Origin of the sequence: Pseudomonas sp. AAC (genome assembly GCF_000725445.1) — a bacterium.
Taxonomy (GTDB): domain Bacteria; phylum Pseudomonadota; class Gammaproteobacteria; order Pseudomonadales; family Pseudomonadaceae; genus Pseudomonas; species Pseudomonas citronellolis.
In genome coordinates this window covers 261,106-276,696 of sequence record NZ_KL647094.1, presented here as the reverse complement: position 1 = coordinate 276,696, position 15,591 = coordinate 261,106, and the positions used below count along the sequence as shown (strand labels likewise).

Below are 15,591 nucleotides of genomic sequence, written 5' to 3'. Positions count from 1 at the left end.
TCACATGGCCGCAATTCAACTGATTGCGAAAAGTTCGGGGCAGGTTACCGATGTCAGCGGCAAGAACCTGTTGTCGCTGGCGCACCCTTGCGTGGTGAAGATCGCGGCCGCGCCCGACAGCATCCAGTCCATCGGCCGAAATGGCGACAGCCTGGTGATCCGTTTGAAGAACGGCGAAGTCATCAATATTGACAATTTCTTCCAGGCCGTGAACGGCGTGCGCCACGACCTGGTGCTGGAGGCCCCCGGCGGCGAGCTGTGGCTGGCGGACCAGAACGAGCCCTGGGTGACCACCGAGCTGGACTCCATCGAGCAACTGCTGGCGGAACGCAGCGACGACACTTACGCCGTCTTCGGCGTGCTGCCGCTTGCCGGCCTCGGCGCCCTGGGTGTCGGCGGCCTGGCCGCAGCGGCGGGGGGCGGCGGTGGCGGCGGTGGCTCGGACGGCGGCACCGTTACCACCGTCGCCGATGAGAACGGCAACTGGGCATTCCCGGAGAGTCCGCTGGAAAACGGCGAGAGCGGCAGCATCACCGAGCCCCCGGGGAATGTCGGCCCGCCTATCGTGACCGAGCCGGCCGACGTGATCGCCCCGGAGCCGCCGGTCATCACCGACAACAATGGCGACGGCCTGAGCGGCACCGGCGAGCCGGAAGGCATCGTCACTGTCGAACTGCCGGACGGCAGCACCGTGACCACTGTCGTCGACGAAAACGGTAATTGGGAATTCCCGGAAAACCCGTTGGAGAACGGTGAGAGCGGGACCATCACCATCACCGATCCCTCGGGTAACGTCAGTCCGCCGACTACTACCGAACCGGCCGACGTCATTGCACCGGAACCGCCGGTCATCACCGACAACAATGGCGACGGCCTGAGCGGCACCGGCGAGCCGGAAGGCATCGTCACCGTCGAACTGCCGGACGGCAGCACCGTGACCACCGTCGTCGATGAAAACGGTAATTGGGAGTTCCCGGAGAACCCACTGGAAAATGGCGAGTCCGGCAGCATCACCATCACCGATCCCTCGGGCAACGTCAGCCCGCCGACCGTCACCGAACCGGCCGACGTCATTGCACCGGAGCCGCCCGTCATCACCGACAACAACGGCGACGGTCTGAGCGGCACCGGCGAGCCGGAAGGCATCGTCACCGTCGAGCTGCCGGATGGCAGCACCGTGACCACCGTCGTCGACGAAAACGGTAATTGGGAGTTCCCGGAAAACCCACTGGAGAACGGCGAGTCCGGCAGCATCACCATTACCGACCCCTCGGGCAACGTCAGCCCGCCGACCATCACCGAGCCCGCGGATACCGCCGCCCCCGATATCTCCCAGGCCGAGGCGGGCCTCAGCCTGATCGACGATGTCGGCGCCATCACCGGGCCTATCGCCCAGGGCGGCCATACCGACGACGACCAGCCCGAGTTCAAGGGCCAACTGGTCGGCGGCGATGCCGTGCTGGTGAACATCTACGACAACGGCGAGCTGATCGGCAGCAGCCTGGTCGCCGCCGACGGTAGCTGGAGCTTCATTCCCACCCAGACTTTGACCGATGGCGAGCACAACCTGCAGGCCAGCGCGATGGATGCCGCCGGCAATGTCAGCGAGCTGCTGCCGGCCGACGGCTGGCGCTTCACCGTAGACACCCTCGCGCCCGTCGAGCTGCCGGAGGAGGGCGGCTCGCTGAGCCTGCTCGACGACGTCGGCAGCGTCACCGGCGAGATCGCCCGCGGCGGCGTGACCGACGATGCCAGGCCGACTTTCGGTGGCAGCGGCGTACCGGCCGACATCGTCAGCGTGAACGTCTACGACAAAGGCGTGCTGATCGGCAGCGCCAGCGTCAGCGACGGCCAGTGGAGCTTCGAGCCGGCGCTGCCGCTGCTGGCCGGCGAGCACAACTTCCAGGCCGCGCTGGTGGATGCCGCCGGCAACGAAGGGCCGAAGAGCGCCGACTGGCCCTTCAGCCTCAAGCTGACGCCGCCGGCTGCGCCCTCCATCGAACACGTCATCGACGACCAGGCGCCGATCACCAGCGGCCACCTGCAGCCGGGCGCGCAGACCGACGACCGCAGCCCGACCGCCAAGGGCACCGCCGAGCCGGGCACCGTGGTGCACCTGTACGTCAATGGCAGCGAGGTCGGCAGCGTCGCTACCGACGCCGAGGGCAACTGGTCGATCGACCTGGCCGACCTCGGCGCCGACGGCCTGAAGACCCTGACCGCCAAGGCCGTGGATTCGGCCGGGCAGTGGAGCCCGGCCACCGGCGGCTTCGACATTCTGCTGGACACCAGCGCGCCGGCCACCCCGGACGCGCCGAGCGCCCAGGACAACGTCGGCGCCGTCACTGGCCCCATCGCCGGAGGCGTGACCGACGACAGCACCCCGACCTTCGGCGGCAGCGCCGAGCCGGGCGCCACCGTCACCATCAAGGATGGCGACAACGTGCTGGGCACCGCCATCGTCGACGGCGACGGCAACTGGAGCTTCACCCCGGCCGAGGCGCTGGGGGAGGGCGAGCACAGCATCAGCACAGTGGTCACCGATGCCGCCGGCAACGCCAGCGAGCCCAGCGATGCGCTGGTGCTGGTGGTCGACACCCGGCCGCTGCAGGTCAGCGTGGCCAAGGCGCTGGACGATGCCGGCAGCCTGACCGCCGAGCTGGGCAACGGCGCGGTGACCGACGACCGCACGCCGACCCTGGTGGGCAGCGCCACCGCCGGCGCCCTGGTCACCGTCATGGACGGCGCCAGCGTGCTCGGCTCGGTCGTGGCCGATGCCGCCGGCGCCTGGAGCCTGGAGCTGCCGGCGCAGGCCGATGGCAGCTACTTCTACAGCGTCACCGCCAGCAACGGCGCCAACAGCGCCAGCACCCGCTTCGACCTGACCATCGACGGCAGCGCGCCGGAGAAACCCGGCGCGATCCTCGCCGTCGACAACCAGGGCGACGTCACCGGCCCCATCGACAACGGCGTGACCGACGACTCCACCCCGACCTTCAGCGGCAACGCCGAGCCGGGCAGCGTCATCACCATCAAGGACGGCGACGAGGTGCTGGGCACCGCCATGGTCGATGGCGACGGCAACTGGAGCTTCACCCCGGCGCAGCCGCTCACCGACGGCGAGCACGCCATCAGCGTGAGCGCCAGCGACGCGGCCGGCAACGTCAGCGAGCCGAGCGACGTGCTGACGATCCTGGTCGACACCAGCGACGTGGTGGTCAGCATCGAGGCGGCCATCGACGACGTGGGCGAAACCCAGAGCCTGAGCAACGCCGCCCTGACCAACGACACCACCCCGACCCTGGTCGGCAAGACCCTCGCCGACGTGCTCGTGGTCATCTCCGCGGGCGGCGTCGAGATCGGCAGCGTCAGCGCCGATGCCGAGGGCAACTGGAGCTTCCAGTTGCCGGAGCAGGCCGACGGCGAACACAGCTATACCGCCAGCGTCTCCAACGGCGCCAACAGCGGCAGCGCCGAATTCAGCCTGACCATCGACGGCAGCGCGCCGGCGTCCGCGGAAGTGGTAGTGGCCACTGACGACCAGGGCCTGGTCCGCGGCCCGATCGCCGCCGGCGGCGTCACCGACGACGCCCTGCCGGTGTTCTCCGGCAGGACCGAGGCCGGGGCCATCGTCACTCTCTTCGATGGCGCCGAGGTGCTCGGCAGCGTCACCGCCGACGCCAATGGCGACTGGAGCTTCACCCCGGGCCAGCCGCTGGCCGATGGCGAGCACAGCATCCGCGCGCAGGTCGCCGATGCCGCCGGCAACGCCAGCGAGCCCGGCCCGGCGCTGGCGTTCAGTGTCGATACCGCGCCGGTCAGCGTCAGCGTGATCAAGGCCAGCGACAACGTCGGCGCCAAGCAGGGCGACCTGGCCGACAAGGCGCTCACCGACGACAACCGCCCGAGCCTGGCCGGCACCGCCAGCGCCGGCGCCATCGTCAGCATCCTCGACGGTTCGACGCTGCTCGGCTCGGTGCTCGCCGACGCCGCCGGCCAGTGGAGCCTGGAGTTGCCGGAGCAGGCCGACGGCAGCCACGTCTACGACATCCTGGCCACCGCCGCCAACGGCAACGAAGCCAGCACCCGCTTCGAGCTGACCATCGACACCCAGGCCCCGGACGCCCCGGCGCTGGTCGTGGTGACCGACAACGTCGGCACACAGCAGGGCGCCCTGGAGGCGGGCGCCGCCAGCGACGACAGCGCCGCGGTGATCAGCGGCAGCGGCGCCAACCCCGGCGACCTCATCACCATCCACGACAACGGCAGCCCGATCGGCAGCGCCATCGTCGACGCCAACGGCAACTGGAGCTACAAGCCGGAAACCCCGCTGGCCGAAGGCGAGCACGCGATCAGCGCCTCGGCCACCGACGCCGCCGGCAACGAAAGCGCGCAGGGCCCGGCGCTGAGCTTCGTGGTCGACACCACCGCGCCGGGCGCCATCACCGACCTGGAATTGCTCGACGACGTGGAAGGTGGCGCCTTCGGCGGCATCGCCCAGGGCGAGCCGAGCAACGACGCCACGCCGACCTACAGCGGCCATGTCGAAGGCGGCGCCGTGCTGGTGCGCATCTACGACAACGGCGAGCTGATCGGCTCGGCCAGCGTGGACGAAGCCGGCAACTGGAGCTTCGAGCCGCAGACGCCGCTGGCCGATGGCGCGCACAGCTTCCAGGCCGAGGCGCTGGACGCCGCCGGCAACCTCGGCCCGCGCAGCGAGGCCTGGGACTTCGTGGTCGACACCGCGCTGCCCGAGACGCCGCGCATCACCCGCGTGCAGGACGACTTCGGCCCGCAGCAGGGCGACCTCGACAAGGGCGCCAGCACCGACGACGCCAACCTGAACCTCAGCGGCACCGGCAGCGCCGGCGCCACCCTGTTCCTCTACGTGCGCCTGAGCGACGACCCGCAGGCGCCCAGCGAACTGCTGGGCTCCACCGTCATCGACGCCAACGGCGAGTGGAGCCTGGCCACCGACGACCTCGCCCGGTTCGGCGGCGACGGCATGAAATACTTCTGGGCCAGCTCGCAAAGCCCTTCGGGGCAGCTGAGCGAGGCGCCCAGCGAGGACTTCCCGGTGGCGCTGCACACCGCGTTGCCGGAGGCCCCGCAACTGTTGGCGCTGGAGACCGAGGCCTTCACCAGCCAGGTCTGCGGCAACCTCACCAGCGACGCCACGCCGAGCATTTCCGGCAGCGGCGCGCCGGGCTCGCTGGTGCTGGTCTACGACAACGGCCAGGCGCTCGGCTCGGCGCTGGTGGACGAGGCCGGCAACTGGAGCTTCACCCCGCAAGAGCCGCTGGCCGACGGCCCGCACGCGCTCACCGCGACCCTCACCGACGCGGTGGGCAACGTCACCGAGCCCAGCGCGCCCTGGTTGTTCGTGATCGATACCCTGGCGCCGAACGTCGGCCTGGACATCAACACCGCCGAGCAACTGGCCGGGCAGACCGAGCCGGGGGCGATAGTCACGGTGATCGACAAGGCCGGCACGGCGCACAGCGTCACCGCCGACCAGAACGGCCGCTGGAGCCTGCAGCCCAACCCGCTGGGCCTGGGCGAGGACGGCAGCATCTCGGTGGCGGACGCGGCGGGCAACCAGTCGCAGCCCATTGTCATCCAGGGCGACGTGCTGGCCAGCTACGACCTCACGCGCTACACCAGCCAGGTGAACACCACCGAGGCCGGCCCGCAGGCCAACCCCAGCGTCACCACCCTGGCCGACGGCAGGATAGCGGTGGTCTGGCAGGGCGGCGATACCGCCAGCAACAATGCCGAGGTTTATATGCAACTGTTCGAGGCCGATGGCGTGACGCGCATCGGCGGCGAGCAGCAGGTCAACCAGCGCAGCAGCTACAACCAGGACAGCCCGCAGGTGGTGGCCCTGGCCGATGGCGGCTACCTGGTGGTCTGGGAGTCCTGGCTGGCCGGCCCGGACACCAGCAACGACGGCATCATGGCGCGCCGCTACGGCGCCGATGGCAGCCCGCTGACCGACGAATTCGCCGTCAACCAGCTGACCGCCGGCGGCCAGCTGTCGGTCTCCGTGGTGGCGCACCCGGGCGGCGGCTATACCATCTCCTGGATCAGCGATCCCGATGGCGGTTCCACCGATAGGATCGTCCAGCGCAGCTTCGATGCCGACGACCAGCCGCTCGGCGGTGACGTGGTGGTGGGCAGCGGCACCGGCTATGGCGCCGAGGGCGCGCCGGCCATGGCGGCGTTCGTCGATGCCGCGCACCAGGGCATGTACGTGACCGTGTGGAGCGGCCGCAACGGCCCGGGCGACAGCTCCGGCACCGGCGTCATCGGCCAGCTCCACGCGGCCGACGGCACCCCGCTGGGCGGCAACTTCCAGGTCAACACAGAAACCGGCAACAACCAGGACTACCCGGACGTGATCACCCTCAAGGACGGCAGCTTCGTGGTGATCTGGGAGGGCAACCCGCCGGGCAGCAGCGGCTTCGATGTCTACATGGCGCACTACAGCGTCGACCCGGTCACCGGCGCCGTGCAGCAGATCGGCCCGGGCGATGTGCGCGTCAACACCGGCATCGCCGGCGACCAGTACAAGCCCACCGCGGTGGCGCTGGACGACGGCGGCTACCTGGTCATCTGGGGCTCGGCCGGCGGCGACGGCAGCGGTTCGGCGATCTTCGCCCAGCGCTACGACGCCCAGGGCCACAAGCTGGGCCGCGAGTTCCTGGTCAACCCGACCACCGAGGGCAACCAGGGCTGGGCCGGCGACAACGTCGACATGAAGAACCTGCTGGACGCCACCCTGATGGCCGACGGCAGCGTCTACGTGACCTGGCAGAGCGACAAGGCCGACAACAGCGGCTGGGGCATCGAGGCCACGGTGATCGACATCGACGCCGGCTACTACTCCGAATTCCGCGTCAACGGCACCCTCGGCGGCGCCCAGGACCATTCGGCCACCGCGAGCCTGCCCAATGGCGGCTTCGTGGTGGTCTGGGAGTCGGCCTCGGGCGATGGTTCCAGCGACTGCGTCATGGCCCAGCTGTTCGATGCCAGCGGCATGCCGCTGGGCGGCGAGTTCGTGGTCAACGCCACGACCGGCGACTTCCAGGGCAAGCCGGCGGTGGCGGTGCTGGCCGACGGCAGCTTCGTGGTCAGCTGGACCAGCTACGCCGGCGGCAACGACGCGATCATGCAGCAGAAGTTCGGCTACACCTACGACCTCGACGGCAACATCAGCGGCGCGCAGCCCCAGGGCGGCGAGTCCAGGGTCAACCTCAACGATGCCGACAGCCAGCGCTATTCCAGCATCACCGCGCTGGAAGACGGCGGCTACATGCTCAGCTGGAAGTCCTGGGAGGGCGGCGGCTGGCGCATCTACGCCCGCCAGTACGACGCCGACGGCTCGCCGGCCAGCGGCGACCTGCTGGTCAGCGCCACCCACTACACCAGCGACATCATCGGCGCCTCCATCAGCACCCTGGCCGATGGCCGCGTGGTGTTCACCTACGCGCGCAACCTCGGCGGCGGCGACGCCTACTTCCGCATCTACGATCCGAATACCCAGAGCTTCGGGCCCGAGATCGTCGCCAACCAGACCACCGCCAACAGCCAGGCCTCGCCCAGCGTGTCGGGGCTGGCCAACGGCAACTTCATCGTCACCTGGGATTCCAACGACCACAGCGGCCCGGACCAGTCCGGCTACGGCATCTGGGGGCGCATCTTCGACGCCGCCGGCGTGCCGGTGGGCAACGAGTTCCTGCTCAGTACCAGCACCCTGGGCGACCAGGCCATGCCGGTGGTGGTGCCGCGCGCCGACGGCAGCTTCGTCGTGGTCTACCAGTCGGCCACCGACGCGGCGCCGGGCGCCGGCACCTGGGGCATCTACGCACAGTTCTTCGACGCTGCCGGGCGCAAGGTCGGCCAGGAACTGCACATCAACCAACTGGTGAGCGGCGACCAGACTCAGGTCGACGCCACCTTCCTCGACAGCGGCAAGCTGTTCGTCAGCTGGACCGACAATGGCGTCGGCGATGGCAACGGCAGCGCCATCAAGGGCAGCCTGGTGGACCTCGACGAGAGCCTCGGGCTGATTCCGCCGCCGCCGCTGGGCGAGGGCGCCACCGGCCTCGACTACGTGCCGGCCAGCCCGCCGCAGATCAGCGTGCTCAGCGTCGGCCTGGACACCAACAGCGCCGAGCGCCTGGGCGGGCGCACCGAGCCGGGGGCGACCGTCAGCGTGGTCGACGCCCAGGGCGTCAGCCACACGGTGGTCGCCGACCAGTACGGCCGCTGGGACTTCTACCCCAACCCGCTGGCCCAGGGCGAGCAGGGCAGCCTGTCGGCCCATGACGGGGCCGGCCACCAGGCGCCGGCGGTGGCCATCCAGGGCGCGGCCCTGGCCGACTACCAGCTGGACCGCCACACCGTGGAAGTGAACAGCACCGAGGCCGGCCCGCAAACCAACCCGAGCGCGGCGACCCTGGCCGATGGCCGGATCATCGTGGTCTGGCAGAGCGGCACCGGCACCGACGTGTTCATGCAACTGTTCGAGGCCGACGGGGTGACCCGCGTCGGCAGCGAGCAGCAGGTCAACCAGCGCAACAGCGGCGACCAGGACGGCCCGCAGGTGGTGGCCCTGGCCGACGGCGGCTACCTGGTGGTCTGGGAGTCCTACGAGGCGGGCCCGGACACCAGCGGCGACGGCATCATGGCGCGCCGCTATGGCGCCGACGGCACGCCGCTGACCGACGAGTTCGCGGTCAACCTGGGCACTGCCGGCGACCAGCGCCACCCCAGCGCCGTGGCGCACCCGGACGGCGGCTACACCATCAGTTGGACGAGCAATCCCGACTCCGGCTCCACCGACCTGGTGGTGCAGCGCACCTTCGATGCCGACAACCAGCCACTCACCGGCGATGTGCTGGCGGGCAGCGGCCAGGCCTATGGCGCCGAGGGCGCTCCGGCCATGGCGGTGTTCGGCGATGCCGCGCACCAGGGCATGTACGTGGCCGTGTGGAGCGGCCGCAACGGCCCGGGCGATGCCTCCGGTACCGGCGTCATCGGCCAGCTCCACGCGGCCGACGGCACCCCGCTGGGCGGCAACTTCCAGGTCAACGCCGGCGCCGGCAACGACCAGAACAACCCTGAGGTGATCGTCCTCAAGGACGGCAGCTTCGTGGTGGTCTGGGAAGGCAACCCGCCGGGCAGCAGCGGCTTCGACGTCTACATGGCGCACTACAGCGTCGACCCGGCCACCGGTGCCGTGCAACTGATCGGCCCGGGCGACGTGCGCGTCAACACCGGCATCGCCGGCGACCAGTACAAGCCCACCGCGGTGGCGCTGGACGACGGCGGCTACCTGGTCATCTGGGGGGCGGCCGGCGGCGACGGCAGCGGTTCGGCGGTCTTCGCCCAGCGCTACGACGCCCAGGGCAACAAGCTGGGCCGCGAGTTCCTGGTCAACCCGACCACCGAGGGCAACCAGGCTTCGAACGAGGCCGGCTCGAACGTGCTGGATGCGACGCTGATGGCCGACGGCAACGTCTACGTGACCTGGCAGAGCGACAAGTCCGACAGCAGCGGCTGGGGCATCGAGGGCACGGTGATCGACATCGACGCCGGCTACTTCTCCGAGTTCCGCGTCAACGGCACCCTGGGCGGCGCCCAGGACCATCCGGCCACCGCGAGCCTGCCCAACGGCGGCTTCATCGTCGTCTGGGAATCGGCCACGGGCGATGATTCCAGCGACTGCATCATGGCCCAGCTGTTCGATGCCGCCGGCATGCCGGTGGGCGGCGAGTTCGTGGTCAACGCCACGACCGGCGACTTCCAGGGCAAGCCGGCGGTGGCGGTGCTGGCCGACGGCAGCTTCGTGGTCAGCTGGACCAGCCATGCCGGCGGCAACGATGCGATCATGCAGCAGAAGTTCGGCTACACCTACGACCTCGACGGCAACATCAGCGGCGCGCAGCCCCAGGGCGGCGAGTCCGGGGTCAACGTCAACGACGTCGGCCAGCAGCGCTTCTCCAGCATCACCGCGCTGGAAGACGGCGGCTACATCGTCAGCTGGAGCGCCAACATCAGCGGCACCAGTGGCAAGTGGCAGATATTCATGCGCCAGTACGCCGCCGATGGCTCGCCGGTGGGCGGCGACCGGCTGGTGGGCGACGCCACCTACCACACCACGGCGGGGCCGGACGCGGCATCCCTGGCGACCCTGCTGGACGGCACCGTGGTGATCGCCTACAACCGCGACGTCGGCGGCGCAGCGGGGGTGGAGTCCTACTTCCGCCTCTACGACCCGGCGACCGGGCTGCTGGGCGAGGAAATCCGCGCCAACCAGACCTCGGCCAACAAGCAGTCCTCGCCGGCGGTGTCGAGGCTGGCCAACGGCAACTTCATCGTCACCTGGGATTCCAACGACCACAGCGGCCCGGACCAGTCCGGCACCAGCACCTGGGGGCGCATCTTCGACGCCACCGGCGCGGCGCTGGGCAGCGAGTTCCTGGTGTCCAACAGCACCACCGGCGACCAGTCCGAGCCCATGGTGGTGGCCCGCGAGGGCGGCGGCTTCGTGGTGGTCTACGTGTCGCGCAGCGAGGCGGCGCCGGGCTCCGGCAGCTATGGCGTGTACGCCCAGTTCTTCGACGATGCCGGGCGCAAGGTCGGCCAGGAACTGCACATCAACCAACTGGTGAGCGGCGACCAGACGCAGGTCGACGCCACCTTCCTCGACAGCGGCAAGCTGTTCGTCAGCTGGACCGACAGCGGCGTCGGCGATGGCAACGGCAGCGCCGTCAAGGGCCGCCTGGTGGACCTGGACGAGACCCTCGGGCTGGCCCCGGCGGTGGCCGAGGGCGGCGCCACCCTCGTCGACTACCTGCCGGTCTCCGACGCCGTGGGCACGGCCGCCGACGACATGCTCGACGCCCGCGGCTACACCACCGCCAGCGGCGGCGAAGGCAACGACGTCATCCTCATCGACGGCACCGGCTTTGCCCACATCGACGGCGGCGCCGGCTACGACATCCTGGTCTGGGCCTCGCGCAATGCGCTGGACCTGGGCCAGGTCGCCGACAGGCTGGAGGGCATCGAGGCCATCCACCTGAGCGAAGGGCTGAGCCAGTCGCTGACGCTGAGCCTGGCCGACCTGCTGAAGGTCACCGAGCCCGACGGCGAGGCCCGGCACAGCCTGAGGATCACCGGCGACAGCGGCCAGAACGGCGTGGTCGACAGCGTCGACATCGACCTCGCGGACTGGGTTCGGCAGGCGCAGCAGGTCACCGAGGGCGCCGTCACCTACGACGTCTACACCTCGAAGAGCGCGTCTTATGCGCACCTGCTGATCCAGGAGGGCCTGTACGTGGTCTGAGTCGCCCGGCGCCGGGGCGGCCGCTCCCGGCGCGCTGGCTCCCACCTGCGGCGCGAACCTCGTTCGCGCCGTTTTTCATTGCGGCCGGCGCGCCGGCCCGAGTCCGAAAAACAGCGGGCGGCTTGAGGGATTTCCTAAAAGCCCGTCCCGGGCGTCGGAGTTCCTACGGCTTTAGGGAGTTTCCTAACCCATGCGCCGGCTTGCTGCTCTAGTCTGCCCGCGGTTCGTGGCGAGTACCCATGGCGCATGGGCGATGTCACTTCATTCACTTCGGGGAGAAATTACCAGATGGACGCAATTGAACTGATCGCGAAAAGCTCGGGGCAGGTGACCCCCGTGACCGGCAATGGCCCCCTGAGCCTGTCGCGGCCCGGCGTGGTGAAGATCGCCGCGGCGCCGGAGGACGTCCAATCCCTCAGCCGCAACGGCGACCACCTGCTGGTGCGCCTGAAGACCGGCAAGGTCATCACCGTCGAGAACTTCTTCCAGGGCTTCGATGGCGTACACAACGACCTGGTGCTGCAGGCGCCGGACGGTCAGCTGTGGCAGGCCGGCTACGAGGAGCCCTGGGACGGCATGGAACTGACGCGCCTGGACTCCGTCGACGAACTGCTGGCGTTGCAGTCGGACGACCACAACGTCGCCTTCGGCCTGCTGGTGCCGGCGGCGGGGCTGGGCGCCATCGGCGTGGGCAACATGCTCACCCAGCGCGACGGCGGTGGCGGCGGCAGCCCGCGCTCGGTGGGCCCGTTGCCGGAAGGACAGGCGCCGGGCGCGCCGCAGATCCTGTTCAACAACCAGCAGGGCCTGACCGGCACCGCCGAGCCCGGCAGCCTGATCACCCTGACCCGCCCGGACGGCAGCACCGAGACCGCCACCACCAATGCCGATGGCACCTGGAGCTTCCTGCCCAACCCGCTGGAGGACGGCCAGTCCGGCAGCGTCACCGCGTCCAACGGCGACGGCGCCAGCCCGGCGGTGGACACCGGCCCGGCGGACCTGACGCCGCCGAAGGACCCAGTCGTCAGCGAGAACAACGCCAATGGCCTGTCCGGCACCGGCGAGGCGGGCGACACCATCATCCTCACCAAGCCCGATGGCAGCACCGTCACCACCGTCGTGGACGAGAACGGCAACTGGAGCTTCCCGGAAAACCCGCTGGGCAATGGCGAGTCCGGCTCGCTGGTGGAAGTGGACCCGGCCGGCAACTCCAGCGGCAGCGTCGATACCGGTCTGGCCGACCTGGAAGTGCCGGAGCCGCCGGTGGTCACCGAGAACAATGGCAATGGCTTGGGCGGCACCGGTGAGCCGGAAGGCATCGTTACCGTCGAGCGGCCGGACGGCAGCACCGTGACCGCCATCGTCGATGAAAACGGCAACTGGGAATTCCCGGAGAACCCGTTGGAGAACGGCGAAAGCGGCAGCATCACCATTACCGACCCCGCGGGCAACGTCAGCCCGCCGACCGTCACCGAGCCGGCCGACGTGGTTGCGCCGGAACCGCCCGTAGTCACCGAGAATAACGGCAACGGCCTGGGCGGCACCGGCGAGCCGGAAGGCATCGTCACCGTCGAGCTGCCGGACGGCAGCACCGTGACCGCCATCGTCGATGAAAGCGGCAACTGGGAATTCCCGGAAAACCCGCTGGAGAACGGCGAGACCGGCAGCGTCACCATTACCGACCCCGCGGGCAACGTCAGCCCGCCGACCATCACCGACCCGGCCGACCTGCTGCCGCCCGTGCTGCCTGAAGGGCACGAGTGGCTGCAACTGATCGACGACATCGGCGAGGTGACGGGCGAGATCGCCAAGGGCGGCGTGACCGACGACGCGCGTCCCGAAGTGATTGGCGACTGCGGCGCCGACAGCGATGCCGTGCTGGCCTTCATCTACTTCGACGGCGCGCTGCTGGGCAGCGCCACCATCACCGCGGGTAAATGGAGCTTCCCCCTGGAAAGCGATCTTGCGGCGGGCGCCCACCAGTTCCAGGTGGAACTGCAGGACGCTGCCGGCAACCGCAGCGCCAAGAGCGAACCCTGGGACTTCACCCTGGAGCTTCCCGATGCGCCCGAGGCGCCAAGCATCGACTGGGTCCAGGACGACCAGGAGCCGCTGGTGGTCGAACTGCAACCCGGGGACAGCACCAACGATCGCAGTCCCATCGTCGGCGGCAGCGGCGTGCCGGGCAGCCTGCTGACCCTGTACGTCGACGACCAGGCCGTGGGCAGCGTGACCGTGGGCGAGGACGGCAAGTGGGAAATCGCCATCGCCGACCTGGGCGCCGATGGCGCCAAGCGCATCAGCGCCGACCAGGCCAGCGCCGGCGGGCCGAGCGGCCCGCGCAGCGAGGTGGTGGAGATCGTCCTGGACACCCAGGCGCCGGCCCGGCCGGTCATCGAGCGGGTCTACGACAACCTCGGGGACCAGCACGGCGACATCGAACCCAATGGCGTGACCGACGATTTCTGGCCGGAAATCAGCGGCCGCGTCGAGGGTGGCGATGCGACTTACGTGAAGCTCTTCGACAAGGGCATGCCGATCGGAACCGCCACGGTCAACGCGGACGGCACCTGGTCCTTCACCCCCGTATCGTCGCTGGGCATAGGCCAGCACAGCCTGCAGGTCATCGCGGTGGACGCGGCAGGCAACGAGAGCCCGTTGAGCGACGCCTGGTCCTATGAAACCTACGTGCCGCCGTCGTTGGAACCGAGCATCACCGGCGTCCGGGACGACTACGGTGCCGAACAGGGCGCCCTGCAGAAGGAAGACTTCACCGACGACAGCACGCCGGTGGTGCGTGGCACCGGGCGTCCCGGTGATGTCATGGAGCTCTACCTGCAACTGGAGGACGGCGCGCTGAATCTGGGAACCGCCTACCTGGTGGGCTCGGCCGTGATCGATGCGAAGGGCCACTGGCAGATCGAGTCCGACGACCTGGCCCAGTATGGCGGCTATGGCATGAAGTTCCTCTATGCCTCTTCCTATAACGAGGGTGGCGACCGCCCGGCGCCCACCGGGGCATACCCCATCTACCTGGAGGATCCCGCCGCGCCGGAGCAGTTGCGTTCGTTGTCATCGGCGCTGGACGAACCGCAGGAGCCGGGCGTGGCGGAGGGCGAGGGCGCCGGGCTGATCCAGCAGGTGCTCGGCCTGGCCGTGGGCACGGGGGCCGCGCTGCCGGCCGGCCCCGAGCCGGACCTGGCCGGGTTGCTGACCGATATCCGGCTGCCGCGGCAGTTCCAGTTGGAGGCTGATGGGCCCCGGGACATCACCGAGCCCACCGGCGAGGTCTTCGCGCCGCTGTCGTCGGGCGAGCGCCTCGACCTGCTCGGCCTGCAGCACAGCCAGCAACTGGTGCTCTGACGCCCGGCTCCCGCCGCCCGCGGCGGGGTTCGTCACGAAGGGCGCGAACCTTGGGTTCGCGCCCTTTTTTGTTCGCGGCGGGCGCTTTCCGGGCCTTGTGAGGGCTTGCCCTTCGCGTGCGCTGGCCCGAAGGGGAATAACCCAGAGACTTTTGGGTTGGGGGTTTGGTGTAGCGCGCCGCTCCGAGTGCTCGGATGTTTCTTGTTTCGCCCCCTCGGGCGAGTCCCTTTTGTCAATCGGTGGAAGGCCACCCCCGCAAAAAGGAACCAAAAAGGCTTGCCCCGACATACGGGCCCGACAGAGTCGGGCTACCCTCACGAACTCCCCCGCCACGGAGGCCCGCCCCGAGGGTACGTCCCTGTAGCCCATCGGGGCTCTCGCGACATCCATGTCGCATGACCTCCTGAGCGCCGGTTTCGCTCGGCCTTCTGAAGGGGCACTCCGGTGCGCTCGGCTATTTCTCTGGAAGTCCAAGAGCAAACGCGCTTTTGCTTTTCGTAGGAGCGAGCTTGCTCGCGAACCCCGCAGTCACTGGGTTGCCGCGTTCGCGGGAATGACGAGGTGGGGGCAGGTGTTTCAGGATGACTCAGGATTCTCCCTTCGCTCAGGACAGCCCCCTCTCCCGCTTGCGGGAGAGGGCTGGGGAGAGGGCGCTCTTTGCAGAGCCCCAATCCCTGCCGCAACCCCGTCGGAAATCCGTAGGATTCATCGGCCACGCCGGACGCTCCGGTGGCACGAAACAGCCCCCTCTCCCTCCGGGAGAGGGCTGGGGTGAGGGCAACGGACTCCGCCGCTACTCCATCGCCAAACCTGCACTCCGTCCCCCAACCCTCCCCGCAAACGGGGCAGGGTACCGCCACGCCGTGCTTCCACCC

General features: G+C 69.5%; 2 protein-coding genes. Both read left to right on the top strand.

What is annotated here, in order from left to right; all coding sequences use genetic code 11:
• Positions 1-4: 4 nt before the first annotated feature.
• Positions 5-11,353 carry an Ig-like domain-containing protein gene (locus FG99_RS01015; protein ID WP_043266675.1) on the top strand — a complete coding sequence of 3,783 codons (11,349 nt, stop codon included), beginning with the start codon at positions 5-7 and terminating at the stop codon, positions 11,351-11,353.
• 288 nt (positions 11,354-11,641) lie between these two features.
• On the top strand, positions 11,642-14,716 hold the full coding sequence (locus tag FG99_RS01010) for an Ig-like domain-containing protein (protein ID WP_043266673.1): 3,075 nt from the start codon (positions 11,642-11,644) through the stop codon (positions 14,714-14,716).
• The last annotated feature ends 875 nt before the right edge of the window (positions 14,717-15,591 follow it).

Excerpts from the sequence above, each read along its gene's own strand:
- FG99_RS01015 (WP_043266675.1), top strand. The coding sequence starts at position 5 with ATGGCCGCAATTCAACTGATTGCGAAAAGTTCGGGGCAGGTTACCGAT.
- FG99_RS01010 (WP_043266673.1), top strand. The coding sequence starts at position 11,642 with ATGGACGCAATTGAACTGATCGCGAAAAGCTCGGGGCAGGTGACCCCC.